Genomic DNA, 15,135 nt, shown 5'->3' on the forward strand with positions numbered 1-15,135 from the left:
CGCGTCGCCATTGGCTAAACTGATCGCATGGCGCCCCTGACCTCCCCCACCTCCCCGCCACTCCAGGACGGGGACCTGCTGGCCGCGATCGACCTGGGTTCCAACAGCTTCCACATGGTGGTCGCGCGCTCGCTGCTCGGGCAGCTGCGCGTGGTCGACCGCCTGCGCGAAACCGTCCGCATGGCCGATGGCCTGGACAGCAAGGGCGGCCTGTCCGCGGCCGCCCGGCAACGCGCGCTGGACTGCCTGTCGCGCTTCGGCCAGCGCATCCGCGACGTGCCCGGTGCGCGCGTGCGCGCCCTGGCCACCAACACCGTGCGCCAGCTGCGCGATCCGCACGAATTCCTGGCGGCGGCGGAAGCCGCGCTCGGCAAGCCCATCGAAGTGGTCTCCGGCCGCGAGGAAGCGCGCCTGATCTACCTCGGCGTGGCCCACGCGCAACCGCCCAAGGCCGGGCAGCGCCGGCTGGTCATCGACATCGGCGGCGGCTCGACCGAATTCATCATCGGCCGCGGCTTCGAGACGCTGGAACGCGAAAGCCTGCAGGCCGGCTGCATCGCCAGCACGCGCCGTTTCTTTCCCGGCGGCAAGCTGTCGCGCAAGCGCTGGAAGGAAGCCCTCACCGAGATCGGCGCCGAGTTCCAGCAGTTCGCCGGCCTGTACCGCAACCTGGGCTGGCAGGAAGCCATCGGCTCGTCCGGCACCAACAAGGCGATCGGCGAGATCTGCGCGGCGATGAAGCTGACCAAGGGCGCGGTGACCGCCGAGGCGCTGCCGCAGGTGCGCGAGAAGCTGCTGCAGGCCGACCGCATCGAGGACATCGACCTGCCCGGGCTGTCCAGCGACCGCCGCCCGATCATCGCCGGTGGCGTGCTGGTGCTGGAAGCCGCCTTCGAGGCGCTGGGGCTGCAGCGCCTGATGGTCAGCAAGGCCGCCATGCGCGAAGGCATCCTGTTCGACATGCTCGGCCGCGGCAGCGACAACGACCCGCGCGATCTGTCCACCGCGGCACTGATGCACCGCTACGGCATCGACGAATTCCAGGCGGCGCGCGTGGAAGCCACGGTGATGCGCCTGTTCGAGCAGGTCGAGAGCGCCTGGGGCCTCAACGACGACGACGCCCGCATACTCGGCTGGGCCGCGCGCCTGCACGAGATCGGGCTGGCCATCGCGCACAGCCAGTACCACGTGCACGGCGCCTACCTGCTGGAGCATTCGGATATCGAAGGCTTCTCGCGGCAGGAGCAGCAGGTGCTCTCGGCGCTGGTGCGCACGCATCGCCGCGGCGTGCCGAAGACCGCGTTCGATGCCCTGCCCGACCGCCTGCTGCTGAGCGCCAAGCGCAAGGCCGCGCTGCTGCGGCTGGCCGTGCTGCTGCACCGCTCGCACGACGCCGACGCCATCCCACGGCTGGACCTGACCGCCAACGGCGACCGCCTGGACCTGGTGGTCGACCAGAAGTGGATCGAAGCCCGCCCCCTGCTCCGCTCCGACCTGGTCGGCGAGCCGGAGGACATGCAGGGCCTGGGCGTGGCGTTCAAGCCGTTCGTGGCGTGACCTCCGCGCGCGCCTCAATTGTGACTTGAGGTTACACTCGGCCCCGCCCCGGCTCTGCGGCGTGGTCTCCCCTTCGCCCCACGCCTCCTCGCCCTCCGTCCCCGCGGCGGGTGCAGAACCCGACGGCTGACTATTCGTCGCGTACCTGCCTTCAGGAGGAAGCCCGTGATCGACAGTAGGCATTCTGCGGACGCACTGACCGACGCCTGGCTGGAAGGCGGACCCGGTGCCGTCGCCATCGGCCGCAACGTCGACCGCCTGCTCGATGCCGTGCGCCGGCACCTCGACATGGACGTGGCCTTCGTCAGCGAATTCCACGGCCAGCATCGCGTGTTCCGCCATGTCGCCACCCGCCTCGACCGCGCGCCCATCCGCCCTGGCGACTCCAGTCCCCTCGACGAGGGCTACTGCATGCGGGTGGTCGAGGGCCGCATTCCGCAGCTGATCCCCGATACCGCGGCCATTCCCGCGCTGGAATACCTCCCGGAAACGCGGAGCCTCCCGATCGGGTCGCACATCAGCGTACCCATCCAGCTGCGCGATGGCCGCGTCTACGGCACGTTCTGCTGCTTCAGCCTGGCGCCCAGCCTGTCGCTCGGCCAGCGCGACCTGCACATGATGCGCGCCTTCGCCGACCTGCTGGCGTACCAGATCGATGGCGACCTGGACGCCGTGCAGGAACACGAGGCCAAGGTCGAGCGCATCACCTCGGTGCTGGAACTCGGCCAGCCGCACATCGTCTACCAGCCCATCTACCGCAGCAGCACGCGTCGGATCGTCGGGGTGGAATGCCTCTCCCGCTTCGACCTCGAACCCCGGCGCACGCCGGATGTCTGGTTCGCCGAAGCGCGCGAGATCGGCCTGGGCGTGCGGCTGGAACTCAATGCCATCCTGTCCGCCCTGGACGGGCTGCGTGGCGTCGCCGGCGACTTCTACGTGGCGCTGAACGTCTCGCCACAGACCCTCATCAGTGGCGGCATCGACGGCTACATCGATGACATCGATCCCCGCCGCGTGGTGCTGGAAATCACCGAACACTCGCTGGTCGACGACTACGGACTGCTTAACGAGCGACTGGGGCCGTTGCGCGAGGCCGGCGTGCGGATCGCGGTGGACGATGCCGGCGCCGGCTACGCCAGCATGCGCCACGTGCTGGCCATCCACCCCGACATCATCAAGCTCGACCTCAGCCTGACTCGCGGCATCGACAGCGATTCGCCGCGGCGCGCGCTGGCGGCCGCGCTGATCGAGTTCGCCCGCCAGACGCAGTCGCGCGTGGTGGCCGAGGGCGTGGAATCGGCCTCGGAACTGGCAGCGCTGCAGGCGCTAGGCGTGGACGACGTGCAGGGCTACCACCTCGCACGCCCGCTGGAGGTCGCCGCGCTGGCGCAGCGATTGCGCGACGAGCGCCTGCGCAACTAGCGGCACGCCGCCGCTCTGGCATGATGCCGGCCACCCCTCCTGCGCTCCGCCGATGAAGACCCATCTCCTGGCCGACGGCCTGCCGACCTCCCGCATCGCCTATGGCTGCATGCAGCTCAGCCGCGCCTGGGACGCCACGCCCGTCAGCGCCGACGAACGCCGCCACGCGCAGCGCCTGATCGAGACCGCGCTGGCCAACGGCATCACCCTGTTCGACCACGCCGACATCTATGCCCGCGGCAAGTCCGAGCAGGTGTTCGGCGACGTATTGCGTGCGTCGCCGGGCCTGCGCGAGCGCATGGTGCTGCAGTCCAAGTGCGGCATCCGCTTCGCCGACGATCCGCCGGGTGCGCCGGGCCGCTACGACTTCAGCCATGCGCATATCGTCGGCTCGGTCGAAGGCAGCCTGTCGCGGCTTGGCGTCGATCATCTCGATCTCCTGCTGCTGCACCGCCCGGACGCACTGGTGGAGCCGGAAGACGTCGCGCGCGCGTTCGACGCACTGCATGCTGCGGGCAAGGTGCGCCACTTCGGCGTCAGCAACCACACGCCCGGCCAGATCGACCTGCTGCGGCGATACGTCCGCCAGCCGCTGGTCGCCCACCAGGTGGAACTCAGCCTGTTGCATCACCACCTGATCGACGACGGCGTGGTCGCCAACACCACCGGCCATGCCTATGCCTCGGCAGCCGCCACGCTGGACTACTGCCGCCTACACGACATCCGCGTGCAGGCGTGGTCGCCGCTGGCCGGCGGCAGGCTGGCCACCACGTCCGAATTCGCCGACCCGGTGATCCGCGCCACCTCCACGCTGCTGCGGCAACTGGCCGAGGAGAAAGGCGTCACGCCCGAAGCCGTCCAGCTCGCCTGGCTGCTGCGCCATCCCGCCGGCATCCAGCCCATCGTCGGCACCACCGACCCGGTCCGGCTGGTCGCCTGCTGCGCGGCGGACGGCATCACGCTGAGCCGGGAAGAGTGGTATGCGTTGTTCACGGCGGCGCGGGGAGATCCCGTGCCATGAGCAGCGCACGTTATCGCTGGCTGGCCGGTGCGCTCCTGTCACTCACAGGCGCTGGTTGCGCCACGCAACCGGCACCGGCACCGGCGTTCGTCGACTGGTCGACCTTGGCGGACGGCTGTCGTTCTCACGGATTGTCCGAGGTCATGCTGTTCCCGGATGAGCTGGGGATGGAGCTGCACCCGACGGATATCAGGATCGGCCGCCTTCCCGATACCGGCAACGGACCGGGATTGCTGGTCCACTTCCGGCAGGGCCGGAACGGCATCTTCGCCCAGGCGACCGAGCCCCCCAGGATCTTCATCGCCGTCGGCGACTGGAGCCGCAGTTGCTCCATCCAGATCGATCACGAGGCATGTCCCTCAGCCGCAGCCGTCTATGAGGATCTGGCGGCGCGCAGCATTCCCATCGGCCATGCTTTCGATGACCCCATCGGCATCACGGTAATGCACGGCACCCGCTACTTCCTGAGTACGCGCGACGGGCACGACAACCAGGCCAATTGGTCCTATGTAGGAATCAGTCATCCGCTGCAAGCGGCATTGGACGCCGCACTCGCCGATCTTGCGGAATGCTCAGCGCCAGCCGTGCACGCGTACGACGAGAAATACACGATGCACGGTCATGGCCAGAGCAGCATTCAACAGCGAAGCGAGCGATGACGAACCGATACAACCATCTTTCGACTGTTGGAACCGCCGCCATGAACTCGAGATTCTCGCTCTCCACACGCGTGGTCATGGTCCTGCTGACCCTCTTGGCCGCATTGCCCACCCGCTCGACACCTGCGCTGACAAGCGCGTACACCGAAGTCTGGATTCGCACCTTCGACAGCGACGTTGTCTATGTCGCGCAAGATCGCGCGCGCCTTTCCTCGCTTTGCATCCAGATCGGCGAAACGGCGAGTTGGCTCCCGTCGGCGCTCCTCGATGACATCCGGCACCCCAAGCTCGACGAGGTAGAAGTCGTCAGGGGCATGGGTTTCTCAGACATCGATCAGCACGTGCCGGATTGGGAATCCTGGGGAGTCAGCGTGGACATTCCCTCCTTGGCAGAAGAACAGGAAAGGTTCGTGGATGGACCCACGTACTCCTTCGTTATCCATCAGGGGCGACCCGTCTTCCGCGTGGAGCAGCGCTGGCTTCCCTCGGCCGATGACCCTCGTATCCATCAACCGACCGAGATCTGGGTGCCGGTGCCCACGACCTCCCTCCGGGATGCACCTTGCCTCCCGCCCTCCCCCCAGAGACCGATATCCTAGGACCGCTGAAGCCCTTCGTGCTGTGGAAGCACCAGCGGCTGCACACGCCCGAAGCCATCCAGCTCGCCTGGCTGCTACGCCATCCCGCCGGCATCCAGCCCATCGTCGGCACCACCGACCCGGTCCGGCTGGTCGCCTGCTGCGCGGCGGACGGCATCACGCTGAGCCGGGAAGAGTGGTATGCGTTGTTCACGGCGGCGCGGGGTGTACGCGTTCCGTAATCCGCGGCGCGCGTGCGCCGTTGCGCGGATTCACCCGACCCCCTCACGACGGATGCCCCATGTCAGACACCGCCATCAACCTGAAAGACAAGCTGGCCCGCTTTTCCGAGCACTGGTCACCGCGCGTCGTCGCCGAGATGAACGACTACCAGTTCAAGCTGGCCAAGATCCACGGTGAATTCGTCTGGCATGCGCACGAGGAGACGGACGAAGTCTTCATCGTGCTGGCAGGCGAAATGACGCTGGAGTTCCGCGACAAGGCCGTGCCCCTCGCCACCGGCGAGATGTATGTCGTCCCCAGGGGCGTCGAGCACCGGCCGGTGGCCCAGGAGGAATGCAGCATCATGCTGGTGGAACCGCGCGGCGTGGTGAACACGGGCGATGCCGGCGGTGCGTATACCGCCAAGAACGACGTGTGGGTCTGAGATTGAAGACAACGCCGGGCGCGTGCTGAACCACCCCGAAAAGGAAACCATGCGACGCATCCTGCTTACCCTGCTCACGCTGTTTCCCATGACCGCCCTGGCCGGCGTTCCGTTCGAGGCCACGCTGGAGGACATGGCGGTCTCTGCAGACCACATCCTGGTCGGCCGTGTGACCGGCGTCGACATGATCGACGGGGCGGGCAAGCCCGTCACCGATCCCAAGGCGCGTACCGGGCCCAGCCAGCGGAACCAGATCCGCCTTCGCATCACGGTGGACCAAGTGCTCGTGTCCAATGCATCCCCCGTACCCAAGCATCTCTTCGTCCCGCTGGCATCACACCTTCACTACACGCTCGGCCAGATCCAGGCTGCGCACGCGCAGGACTCCGACCAACGCCTGATAATTCTGAAAGGGCACAGATTTGAGGGGATCAAGCCGGGCGTGTTCATGCGCCCGCTGGATGAGCGGCAGCAGGCACTCCGCCTTCGCCAGGCCGCCAGACGCACGCACGACTGACACGACTCCCGCCACGGGACGCGTGGCGCACCGATGGGAATGACATGGATAGCCGGGGCGTGGCCGCTTTCGAGAACGACAATACAGGCGTCCGACGGGCCGGTGGATGCGCCAAGGCCCGCTCTGCCAATCCCGCACGTCTCCAGCTTGAAGTCGTCAGCGACAGCATCGTGGCCGTCTCTCGCGCACCGCACCCCATCGGCGGCCGCGCTTTGGCCGTCGTGCTTTCGGTGATCGGCACTGTCGTGACCGGCTGCGTCGATACTGTCTCCGACGCGACCTTCGCCGCCGCGCGAGAAGCCAGGGATGCGGGTTACATCGAAAAGGGATGGATTCCGCCATGGCTACCGGACGATGCGACAGACATCCGGGAAGCGCACGATCTTGACACCAACGTCAGCATGCTCGCGTTCTCGCTGCCTCCACCCACCGCCGCGTCCTTGCCAGATACATGCCATGCGATTGAGCATGCGCAGACACTTCCAGCACCCCTCCAGCGGCCTTGGTGGCCGGACGAAGAAAGCCTGCGGACGTCGTACGTGTTTTTCCGTTGCCCCGAAGATGGCACCCGATACCGTTTTGTCGGCGTGAGCGTGCAGCAAGCGCGTGTACTGCACTGGCGAACCTACGGCGACTAGTTCACCTACCTTCACTCCACAAAGGAAAACAGCATGGGCACCTGGGGCATCGGCAGTTTCGACAACGACGACGCGGCGGATTTCATGATCGATGTGCTGGACAGCGGCGACCTGTCGCGGGTCCGCGAGGTGCTGGACAACGTACTGACATCCACCGAATACGTGGAGGCGCCGGACGCGGCGCTGGCGATCGTCGCAGCCGAGGTCGTGGCAGCGGGACGGGGGCGCCCCACGCTCGCGGCGCAGCAGGAGGAAGGACTGGCCGACTGGCTCGCGCGCATCCGGCCGAGCATCGATGCCGATCTCGTCACACAGGCGCGGCAGGCGCTCACCCGCATCCTGGCCGACCACTCGGAACTGCGGGAATTATGGGAAGAGACGGAGGACAGTCATGACTGGCAGGCCGTCGTCACCGAACTCCGCGGCCATCTCGACCCCTGACCCACCGGTCCGGCGCCACGTTCCGCACCACGCACCTCCTGGAAGCCCGATGACCGATCCCTACAATTCCTCCGCCGCCTATGCGCCCCCGTCCACCGCGTCTCGCGCCGCTGCACTGCCGCTCACGGACGCGATGGTGACCACGGCACTGGAACTGCCCGGCTACCGGATCACCCGCAACCTGGGCATGGTGCGCGGCATCACCGTGCGGTCGCGCTCGATCGTGGGCAATTTCCTGGGGGGATTGCAGTCGCTGTTCGGCGGCAACATCACCATCTACACCGAGCTGTGCGAGCAGGCCCGCGACGAGACCTATCGCGAGATGTTCCAGCACGCCCGGCAGCTCGGCGCCAACGCGATCATCGCCGTCCGCTACGACGCCACCGACGTGATGGCCGGGCTGACCGAAGTGCTGTGCTACGGCACGGCCGTGGTCGTCGAGCCGCTGGGCGAGTGATGCCCGGCGCTGTCAGGCGGGCTAGCCGGTTCACCGTGTAGGCGCTTGTCGGGCTTGGCGCGGCTGGTAGCGGGCGCTGGCCTTGCCGACGCGCCTGAGGGCGCCCTCGTCCACTGCCATGCTCCCCAGATGCCGCGGCATACGCGAAGGTGGCGCTGTAGACATCGGCAAACCCGGTCGCCGATGTCGTCCCAGGTCTCGCGGCGGTCCCGACCATGTCGCGCCGGATGCGCCGCCGGGTGCCCGGCGGGTCCTGCAACCTCCTCCTTGATACTCCGCGGCATGGCGTGCCCATCGTCGACGATTGTTCGCCGGCACGTCCCGGCTGCCACGACATCCCCTTCCCTGTAGCGAAAGCACACGCCGAGTATGTCGCGACACACTGCGCGATATGGCGCGACATAGGCGCGGTATTGAACGGCGATACCGATTGGTATCATGTTGGATACCGATTGGCATCTCCGCCGATACTCCTGCATATCGCGCGACATATGTCGCTGTATCGCGAGAGAGTCCACTCAGTATCACGCGGCATGCGAATGGTCATATCGGGCGATACCATCGCGCATGGATGTCGATACCAACCGGTATCCCTGACGATATGCACGCATGTGTCGCGACACACTCGGCCGTATAGACCGACATACAAAGTGGTATCGCCTGCGATGCTTCCCCATGTCAGTCGGAATACAGCAGGTGATTGGAGGGCATCTCCGGACCCTGTCGTGGCGTGCATCGGATAGAGTGACGCGGCCAGACAGGAGACCCGCGCCACCATGGACCCAGTGCCGCACGAACTCCGTCTCGCCATGACCCTGACGCTGCGCGAACGCATCCGGGCGAATCTCCTGCTCATGCTGCGGCATTGGACGGGGCTGATCGGTACGCTCGTGTTTGCCGCCATGGGCATCACGGTGATCGGCCTTTACTTCCAGAGTGAAGAGCCGTTGCGTCCCACGACGATACTCGTTTCACTCTTCGCCTTCGGTTTCACACCGATCATGGCGACGCTGAGTGCGCTTGCCGTCCACTACAACAGGCGATCCCGCGAGCCCTACACCTACACGTTCAATGCCGAAGGGATCCACGTCGAGGGCGTGACCTATGCCTATACGCACCGATGGGCGGCCATCTTCCGGGTGAAGACGCTGGGTGGGTTCCTGATGTTCTTTTTCAGCCCGGGCGCCGCCCACTGCCTGCCGCTTAAACGGCTGGACCCGACGACGGCGTCGGCCCTGATCCGGATGGCCCGGGAACACGGCGTTGCCGTGGACCCCGCAAACACCGTCATCCCGCGGTCACCCAACCGAAACACCAGCGACACCTGACAGCCCCAGCATGCGCAAAACGTGGAGCTGCGCATGCGCTTTGCCATCGTCACCGAGACCTATCCGCCGGAAGTGAACGGCGTGGCCCTCACCGTGCAGGGGCTGGAAGCCGGTCTGCGCCAGCGCGGGCATGCGGTGTCCGTGGTGCGTCCGCGCCAGCCGGACGACGAGACCGACGTGGACGACACCCTGCTGGTGCGCGGCGCCCGCCTGCCGCGCTACCCGGGCCTGAAGTTCGGCCTGCCCGCCACGCGCCGCCTGCTGGCGCTCTGGAAGGAGTCGCCGCCGGACGCGCTGTACGTGGCCACGGAAGGTCCGCTCGGCTGGTCGGCGCTGCGCGCGGCGCGGCGGCTGGGCATTCCGGTGGCCACCGGCTTCCACACCCGCTTCGACGAATACATGCGCGATTACGGCGTGCGTTTCCTGCAGCACACCGCGCTGCGCTGGATGCGCCGCTTCCACAACGGCGCCGACGCGACGCTGGTCCCCACGCGCGAACTGGCCGACTTCCTGCAGTCGCAGGGGTTCCATCATGTGGTGCGGCTGGCGCGTGCGGTGGATGCCCGCCACTTCAGCCCTTTGCAACGCGATGACACGCTGCGCGCCGCGTGGGGCCTGGGGCCGGACGAGGTGGCGGTGATCTACGTGGGCCGCGTGGCCGCGGAGAAGAACCTGGAGCTGTCCATCCGCGCGTTCCGCGCGATCCAGCAGGCGCAGCCGACGGCGAAGTTCGTCTGGGTCGGCGACGGTCCGCTACGCGAGCGGCTGGCGCAGGAGCATCCGGACTTCCTGTTCTGCGGCGTGCAGCGCGGCGAAGCGCTGGCGCGGCACTTCGCCAGCGGCGACCTGTTCCTGTTCTCCAGCCACAGCGAAACCTTCGGCAACGTCACCCTGGAAGCGATGGCCAGCGGCGTGCCGGTGGTGGCCTTCAACTACGGGGCCGCACGCGAACACCTGATCGACGGCGTGCACGGCGCCGCCGTGGACCACGACGACGATTTCCTGGCGGCCGCGCTGCGGCTCGCCACCGATGCCGCCCTGCGCCGCCAGCAGGGCCAGGCCGCCAGCCGGGCGATGCACGACCTGCATCCGGACCAGGTGGCCGCCGACTTCGACGCCCTGCTGACCGACCTCGCCCTGACACGGAGAAGCCACCATGCGTCCGCTGCTGCCGCGTAATGCCTTGATGGGCCGGGACACCGGCTGGTGCCTGCTCGCCAACCGCTGGGGCGAAGGGCTCGGCGTGCGCCGCTTCTTCGCCGTGGTCAGCCGGTTGGGCGACGGCGTGTTCTGGTACGTGCTGATGGCGGCGCTGATCGTCGCCGATGGCCTGGACGGTCTGGCGGCCTCCGCGCACCTGGCGGGCACCGGCGTGATCGCGCTGACGCTGTACAAGGCGTTGAAGCGCTGGACGCGCCGCCCGCGGCCGTTCGCTTCCGACGTGCGCATCCGCGCGTGGATCGCGCCGCTGGACGAATTCAGCTTTCCCTCGGGCCACACGCTGCACGCCGTCGCATTCACCCTGGTCGCGCTGGCCCACTATCCGGTACTGGCACCGCTGCTGATCCCGTTCGCCGCTTGCGTGGCCGCTTCGCGCGTGGTGCTGGGACTGCACTACCCCAGCGACGTGCTGGCGGCGACGGTGATCGGTACTGCGCTGGCCGGACTGTCGATCTGGATGGTGCCCGGCGTCAGCCTGCTGGGCTAGCGTGAGCGACGCTGCAAGGTGGCTTGTAAACCGCGCATGCATCACGCAAGAAAACACGCTCCGTAGGAGCGCTCTCGGGCGCGATGCTGTTCGTTGCGTGCCTGGAAAAGCATCGCGCCCGAGGGCGCTCCTACAGGGCTTGAAGCCTGGCGCGTGAGAGGGCGGGCTTCAGCTGCCCCATCCAATCGCGATCGTTCGCCACTTGCGCGTCGGCACGGCTGCGGTCAAGCGCATCAACGTCGAGATCGGCGATGGCCCACCCCTGATCGCCCGTGGTCTGCGCCACCACGCCGTCGTTGGGCAGGCCACGGTCCATCGGCGCGAAGATCGCCGCCTCGCCGGTGTTGAGGTCGAGTGCGGGACTCCACGCCGCTTCGCCTGCGGTGACCGCCTGCGCGACGAACATCCGGTTCTCCAGCGCGCGCGCCAGGCACCCCACCCGTACGCGGGTGGCGCCGGCCGCGGTATCGGTGCAACTGGGCACCAGCAGCAGGCGCGCACCGGCCTCGGCCTGCGCGCGCACGGGCAGCGGGAACTCGCTGTCGTAGCAGACGGCCACGCCGGCGCGCACGCCGTCGATGTCGAACACGTTCAGCGCATCGCCGCCATCGATCACGCCCAGCCCCTTCTCGAAGCCGGTCAGCTGCAGCTTGTCCTGCCAGGCATGCGCACCCTGCGGCGTGAACACGTCGCTGCGGTTGCGGTAGCGACCGGCGCCCTGCTCCAGCAGGAAGCTGCCGGCGACGACGTACAGGTCGAGCTCACGAGCCAGCCGCGCGTATAGCGCCAGCCAGTCCTCGCGGTAGCGCTGGATCGCCGCCAGCGAGGCGTGCAGATCGGCCTGCGTGGCGGCATCGAAGGTCGCCGCCAGTTCCAGCGACAGGTATTCCGGCAGCACCGCGATGCACGCGCCCTGCGCCGCCGCCTCGCCCAGCACCTGCGACTGGCGCGCCGCGAACGCGGCGAAATCCCGTGGCGCCTGGATGGCGTACTTCGCGACGGCGACCTTCATCGCATCGGCTCCAGTCCACGCAGCCAGAACGTCAGCGCGTGGTCGGTTTCGCCACGGCCGATCTCGTTCCACGCCAGCCGCATGGTCATGCCCGGCTGGCGCGTATAACCGCGCTTGTCCCAGAACGCCTCGTTGCCGCGATGGCCCTCCGGCCTGCGCGGATCGTCGCGCTCGCGGTCCACCGCACAGAACGCGGTCCACGCGAAGCGGCCCAGCGCCCGCGCATGCGCTTCGCGATGATCGAAGAAGGCGTGGCCGATGCCCTGCCCACGGTAGGCCGGCAGCAGCACGGATTCGCCGAAATAGAAAACGTCCTCCGGATCCATCCCCGCCTCGACGAAGGGCTGGCGGAACGCCTCGGTATCATCCTCCAGCGGCAGGCCGGTCGACGCACCCACCACCTGGCCGGCATCCATCGCCAGGACGAACACGCTCTCGGCCGAGCGCGCATAGGCATCGAGGTAGTCGCGCTCGTAGTCGGCATCGCCTTCGTACAGATACGGCCAGTCGCGGAACACGGCCGCACGCAGTCGCGCGACATCATCCAGCCAGGGCGTGATTTCCGGCCCACGGAAAAGGCCGATGGTGTACGCAGGGCTCATCCGTGAACTCTAGCGCACGCCATCGGCCGGGGCGAGGCAGCCGTCCATGGCCAGACATCCGTCCGTTGTGGATTAATCCAGTGCGGCCGCGCCGTTGGCCTCAACGCGATACCCGTGTTCCATCTCCCGGCGTACCGCGATACTCGCGCAGGCCGCCACGAGGGAGGCCAGCAGCAACGGCAGAATGAGCGCGGGCGCGAACCTGTCGCCTGCGGCGAGCCCGGTGCAGAGCCACCCGACGCCCCATGCCATCGCCACCAGGAGGAGCGGCTGCAGCGGCCGGCAGAGGAACCCCGCCACGGCTGCGACGATCCCGATCACGCCGAGAGGAAGCGCGAACATCATCGTGGCGGCCAGCAAGCCCATCATCCGGCGTCCCGCCAGCTATAGAGGACAACGGCTGCGGCCGGCAGCACCGCAAGCCAGGCATCGCGGCCGATGTCGCGGGTCAGGTATGCGTCGTCATGCCAGGCCGCGTCCAGCACGCGCCGCTCTCTGGGCAGGACGCCATCGTCCATCACGCCCATCCATTCGGCGCAGACCGCATGGTGTCCATCCTGGTGTCCCGACGACAGATGACGCCAGGCTTCGTAGTACGAGGGTGTGCCTCCCGCCAGTGCACCGCGCGAGCGCGTCGCACCTTCGAAATAGCCCAGACCCTCGCGCTGGATGGCGGCGGCCGCGTGGCGTGCCAGTTCCAGTACGACCGCACCGCGCGACTCGTGACCCAACAGCAAGCCGAAGAGCAGATATCGCAGCTGTCCGGCCGACATCGCCACACCGCGCAGACCCGCGGTCTGGATGGCGGACGGGAGCACCTGTTGCGCCCGATGGTAGATGCGTACGCGATTCATGGCGGGACTCAGCGCAGTTCCGTGCCCAGCGCGTACCAGTCCACCTTGCGGGTGACCCACATGATCGCGGCCAGGATGCCGAACAGCAGCAGCGAGCCCATCAGCAGTGCGTTGTTCTCCGACTTCAGCAGGATGTACAGCACGCCGTAGAGCGCGGTCAGCATGGTCGCGAACCCGGCGGCGCGCAGCCAGCTCTGCAGCACGCCCGACAGGTAGAAGAACTGCAGGCCGATGCAGGCCGCCGCCGAGACCAGATACGCCTGCCAGAACGCGATGTGCTCGGACAGGCTGAGCAGCAGCAGGAAGAAGATCGCCAGCGCCAGGCCGACCAGCAGGTACTGCAGCGGATGGATCGGCAGACGCTTGATCAGCTCGAACAGGGCAAAGCCGACGAAGGTCAGCACCACGAACAGGATGCCGTACTTGCTGGCGCGATCGACCTGCGTGTAGACGTCGACCGTGTCGACCAGGCTGACCACGGCGCTGTCGATGGCACTGGATCCGCTGCCGTCGGCCGCGTATTCGCCGGGCGATGCACCGAGCGAAGGCGGCTGGGTCAGCTTGCCCGAGACGGAGTCCAGCTGGCTCTGCGCGGCACTGGCCAGCGACGACACCTGCCAGCGTGCGCTGAAGCCCGCATCGTCGATCGTCTTGCTGTTGGGCAGGAAGCGGCCGCCGAACAGCGGCTGGCGCCAGGTCGAGCGCATGGTGATGTCGTTGCTGTCCGCGATCGGCGCGATGCCGATCGACTGCGTGCCCGCCAGCGTCATCTCCAGATGTGCAGTGCTCGCAGGCAGCGAGCCGCCCTGCACGTCGAGCAACGCGTGGATGCCGTCCATGCGCGACGACATCGCGCCCGTGCCGGCGGACAGGCTGCGCGGCACGCCATCCACCGTCAGCGACGGCGTGCCCACCAGGCCACGCACATCGGCCATGCCGGCGACCACGTAGGGCTGTCCATAGATCCGTCCTGCGGCAGCCGGCACCTGCATGGGCGCGAAGCCGGCCTTCAGCGAGGCCTTCCATTCGTACACGTTGACCGTGTACAGGCCGATGCGTCGCTCACCCGGCTGCAGGCGCCCATCGACGACCAGGGTCGCCGGCATCTGCACGATGTAGCCTTCCTTCACATCGCGGCGCGCCTCGGGCTTGCCGTCCTCGTCGACGACGTTGACCATGCGCTCCTCCCGCCAGGGAACGACGCGCAACGGGCCGACCACCTGCTGGGGACCGGCCATGCTCTGCGATACGCGCGCCTCGGCCTGGGTGCGGTACCGCTCGCGGTCCTGGATGACGCCGCGGATCATCAGCAGCGGAATGAGCAGCAGCAGGACCAGCCCGCCGACGGTAAGGAAACGCAACAGCAACTTCAGTGACTTCATGTCGATGCCCCGGTTGGATACGGGATGCATCGTCCGGCGGCTGCGTGCAACCGGCAGGGAGCGTGTTTGAAGGCTGTGTGAAGTGCTCCGGTTCCCTCTCCCTGCTGACGAGGAGTAGGAATGTTGACGTAGCTGAGCTTGAGGTGCTCTCCCCCTCTCCCTGCGCAGCGGGGAGAGCAACTGTCTTGATTCAGGCTGTTTGGGAGGCGTTGAGATGGTCCCGCATGCGGGCGTTGAGGATGACCAGCAGTTTGCGCATGGATGCCACCAGGGCCACCTTGGCGGGTTTACC

19 protein-coding genes and 1 pseudogene are annotated in these 15,135 nt (G+C 67.5%); 14 read left to right on the forward strand and 6 right to left on the reverse strand.

The genetic code is table 11. The features are described from left to right. Positions 1–27 precede the first annotated feature (27 nt). From ppx to MMG85_RS12165, 14 genes are all read left to right on the forward strand, one after another. Complete coding sequence (gene ppx, locus MMG85_RS12100; RefSeq protein ID WP_345778852.1) at positions 28–1,557, forward strand: exopolyphosphatase; 1,530 nt, start codon at positions 28–30, stop codon at positions 1,555–1,557. A gap of 165 nt (positions 1,558–1,722) precedes the next feature. Next, entirely contained in the window at positions 1,723–2,979 is a 1,257-nt protein-coding gene (locus MMG85_RS12105) for an EAL domain-containing protein (protein ID WP_241046274.1), read from the forward strand. A 52-nt stretch (positions 2,980–3,031) separates the two neighbouring features. Next, positions 3,032–4,000, forward strand: a complete 969-nt coding sequence (locus MMG85_RS12110) for an aldo/keto reductase (protein ID WP_241046275.1) — start codon at positions 3,032–3,034, stop codon at positions 3,998–4,000. Then, positions 3,997–4,659 carry a hypothetical protein gene (locus tag MMG85_RS12115; protein WP_241046276.1) on the forward strand — a complete coding sequence of 221 codons (663 nt, stop codon included), beginning with the start codon at positions 3,997–3,999 and terminating at the stop codon, positions 4,657–4,659. The genes MMG85_RS12110 and MMG85_RS12115 overlap by 4 nt, the downstream gene beginning before the upstream one ends. Before the next feature lie 41 nt (positions 4,660–4,700). Further along, positions 4,701–5,258, forward strand: coding sequence for a hypothetical protein (locus tag MMG85_RS12120; RefSeq protein ID WP_241046277.1), 558 nt, complete (start codon positions 4,701–4,703; stop codon positions 5,256–5,258). A 17-nt stretch (positions 5,259–5,275) separates the two neighbouring features. Next, entirely contained in the window at positions 5,276–5,479 is a 204-nt protein-coding gene (locus MMG85_RS12125; RefSeq protein WP_241046278.1) for a hypothetical protein, read from the forward strand. Between the two features lie 59 nt (positions 5,480–5,538). After that, positions 5,539–5,904, forward strand: coding sequence for a cupin domain-containing protein (locus MMG85_RS12130; RefSeq protein ID WP_055941944.1), 366 nt, complete (start codon positions 5,539–5,541; stop codon positions 5,902–5,904). A 49-nt stretch (positions 5,905–5,953) separates the two neighbouring features. Next, positions 5,954–6,421, forward strand: a complete 468-nt coding sequence (locus MMG85_RS12135; protein ID WP_241046279.1) for a hypothetical protein — start codon at positions 5,954–5,956, stop codon at positions 6,419–6,421. Between the two features lie 44 nt (positions 6,422–6,465). Next, positions 6,466–7,059, forward strand: coding sequence for a hypothetical protein (locus MMG85_RS12140; protein WP_241046280.1), 594 nt, complete (start codon positions 6,466–6,468; stop codon positions 7,057–7,059). 33 nt (positions 7,060–7,092) lie between these two features. Further along, on the forward strand, positions 7,093–7,500 hold the full coding sequence (locus MMG85_RS12145; protein WP_241046281.1) for a DUF4259 domain-containing protein: 408 nt from the start codon (positions 7,093–7,095) through the stop codon (positions 7,498–7,500). A gap of 49 nt (positions 7,501–7,549) precedes the next feature. Then, entirely contained in the window at positions 7,550–7,957 is a 408-nt protein-coding gene (locus MMG85_RS12150) for a YbjQ family protein (RefSeq protein ID WP_241046282.1), read from the forward strand. A gap of 809 nt (positions 7,958–8,766) precedes the next feature. Next, a complete protein-coding gene (locus MMG85_RS12155) occupies positions 8,767–9,285 on the forward strand; it encodes a hypothetical protein (RefSeq protein WP_241046283.1) in 519 nt (172 codons plus the stop codon). A gap of 33 nt (positions 9,286–9,318) precedes the next feature. Then, positions 9,319–10,464, forward strand: coding sequence for a glycosyltransferase family 1 protein (locus MMG85_RS12160; protein WP_241046284.1), 1,146 nt, complete (start codon positions 9,319–9,321; stop codon positions 10,462–10,464). Positions 10,465–10,471: 7 nt separating this feature from the next. Then, complete coding sequence (locus MMG85_RS12165; protein WP_055943378.1) at positions 10,472–10,993, forward strand: phosphatase PAP2 family protein; 522 nt, start codon at positions 10,472–10,474, stop codon at positions 10,991–10,993. A gap of 130 nt (positions 10,994–11,123) precedes the next feature. Here MMG85_RS12165 and MMG85_RS12170 read toward each other — a convergent pair whose 3' ends face one another. The 6 genes and pseudogenes from MMG85_RS12170 to MMG85_RS12195 form a co-directional block, all read right to left on the reverse strand. Then, complete coding sequence (locus MMG85_RS12170; RefSeq protein WP_241046285.1) at positions 11,124–12,005, reverse strand: carbon-nitrogen hydrolase family protein; 882 nt, start codon at positions 12,003–12,005, stop codon at positions 11,124–11,126. Beyond that, positions 12,002–12,607: a GNAT family N-acetyltransferase gene (locus MMG85_RS12175; protein ID WP_241046286.1), complete on the reverse strand. Its 606-nt coding sequence runs from the start codon at positions 12,605–12,607 to the stop codon at positions 12,002–12,004. The genes MMG85_RS12170 and MMG85_RS12175 overlap by 4 nt, the downstream gene beginning before the upstream one ends. Positions 12,608–12,679: 72 nt before the next feature. Then, positions 12,680–12,973, reverse strand: coding sequence for a hypothetical protein (locus MMG85_RS12180; RefSeq protein ID WP_241046287.1), 294 nt, complete (start codon positions 12,971–12,973; stop codon positions 12,680–12,682). Then, complete coding sequence (locus tag MMG85_RS12185; protein WP_241046288.1) at positions 12,973–13,461, reverse strand: hypothetical protein; 489 nt, start codon at positions 13,459–13,461, stop codon at positions 12,973–12,975. The genes MMG85_RS12180 and MMG85_RS12185 overlap by 1 nt, the downstream gene beginning before the upstream one ends. Positions 13,462–13,469: 8 nt before the next feature. After that, positions 13,470–14,843 carry a cell envelope integrity protein CreD gene (gene creD / locus MMG85_RS12190; RefSeq protein ID WP_241046289.1) on the reverse strand — a complete coding sequence of 458 codons (1,374 nt, stop codon included), beginning with the start codon at positions 14,841–14,843 and terminating at the stop codon, positions 13,470–13,472. A gap of 190 nt (positions 14,844–15,033) precedes the next feature. Further along, positions 15,034–15,135, reverse strand: a pseudogene (locus tag MMG85_RS12195) (IS110 family transposase); the annotation flags it as partial.

The sequence above is a fragment of the Pseudoxanthomonas sp. LH2527 genome (assembly GCF_022539275.1).
Taxonomy (GTDB): domain Bacteria; phylum Pseudomonadota; class Gammaproteobacteria; order Xanthomonadales; family Xanthomonadaceae; genus Pseudoxanthomonas_A.

Excerpts from the sequence above, each read along its gene's own strand:
- ppx (WP_345778852.1), top strand. The coding sequence starts at position 28 with ATGGCGCCCCTGACCTCCCCCACCTCCCCGCCACTCCAGGACGGGGAC.
- MMG85_RS12110 (WP_241046275.1), top strand. The coding sequence starts at position 3,032 with ATGAAGACCCATCTCCTGGCCGACGGCCTGCCGACCTCCCGCATCGCC.
- MMG85_RS12115 (WP_241046276.1), top strand. The coding sequence starts at position 3,997 with ATGAGCAGCGCACGTTATCGCTGGCTGGCCGGTGCGCTCCTGTCACTC.
- MMG85_RS12120 (WP_241046277.1), top strand. The coding sequence starts at position 4,701 with ATGAACTCGAGATTCTCGCTCTCCACACGCGTGGTCATGGTCCTGCTG.
- MMG85_RS12130 (WP_055941944.1), top strand. The coding sequence starts at position 5,539 with ATGTCAGACACCGCCATCAACCTGAAAGACAAGCTGGCCCGCTTTTCC.
- MMG85_RS12135 (WP_241046279.1), top strand. The coding sequence starts at position 5,954 with ATGCGACGCATCCTGCTTACCCTGCTCACGCTGTTTCCCATGACCGCC.
- MMG85_RS12140 (WP_241046280.1), top strand. The coding sequence starts at position 6,466 with ATGGATAGCCGGGGCGTGGCCGCTTTCGAGAACGACAATACAGGCGTC.
- MMG85_RS12145 (WP_241046281.1), top strand. The coding sequence starts at position 7,093 with ATGGGCACCTGGGGCATCGGCAGTTTCGACAACGACGACGCGGCGGAT.
- MMG85_RS12150 (WP_241046282.1), top strand. The coding sequence starts at position 7,550 with ATGACCGATCCCTACAATTCCTCCGCCGCCTATGCGCCCCCGTCCACC.
- MMG85_RS12155 (WP_241046283.1), top strand. The coding sequence starts at position 8,767 with ATGACCCTGACGCTGCGCGAACGCATCCGGGCGAATCTCCTGCTCATG.
- MMG85_RS12160 (WP_241046284.1), top strand. The coding sequence starts at position 9,319 with ATGCGCTTTGCCATCGTCACCGAGACCTATCCGCCGGAAGTGAACGGC.
- MMG85_RS12165 (WP_055943378.1), top strand. The coding sequence starts at position 10,472 with ATGGGCCGGGACACCGGCTGGTGCCTGCTCGCCAACCGCTGGGGCGAA.
- MMG85_RS12170 (WP_241046285.1), bottom strand. The coding sequence starts at position 12,005 with ATGAAGGTCGCCGTCGCGAAGTACGCCATCCAGGCGCCACGGGATTTC.
- MMG85_RS12175 (WP_241046286.1), bottom strand. The coding sequence starts at position 12,607 with ATGAGCCCTGCGTACACCATCGGCCTTTTCCGTGGGCCGGAAATCACG.
- MMG85_RS12180 (WP_241046287.1), bottom strand. The coding sequence starts at position 12,973 with ATGGGCTTGCTGGCCGCCACGATGATGTTCGCGCTTCCTCTCGGCGTG.
- MMG85_RS12185 (WP_241046288.1), bottom strand. The coding sequence starts at position 13,461 with ATGAATCGCGTACGCATCTACCATCGGGCGCAACAGGTGCTCCCGTCC.
- creD (WP_241046289.1), bottom strand. The coding sequence starts at position 14,843 with ATGAAGTCACTGAAGTTGCTGTTGCGTTTCCTTACCGTCGGCGGGCTG.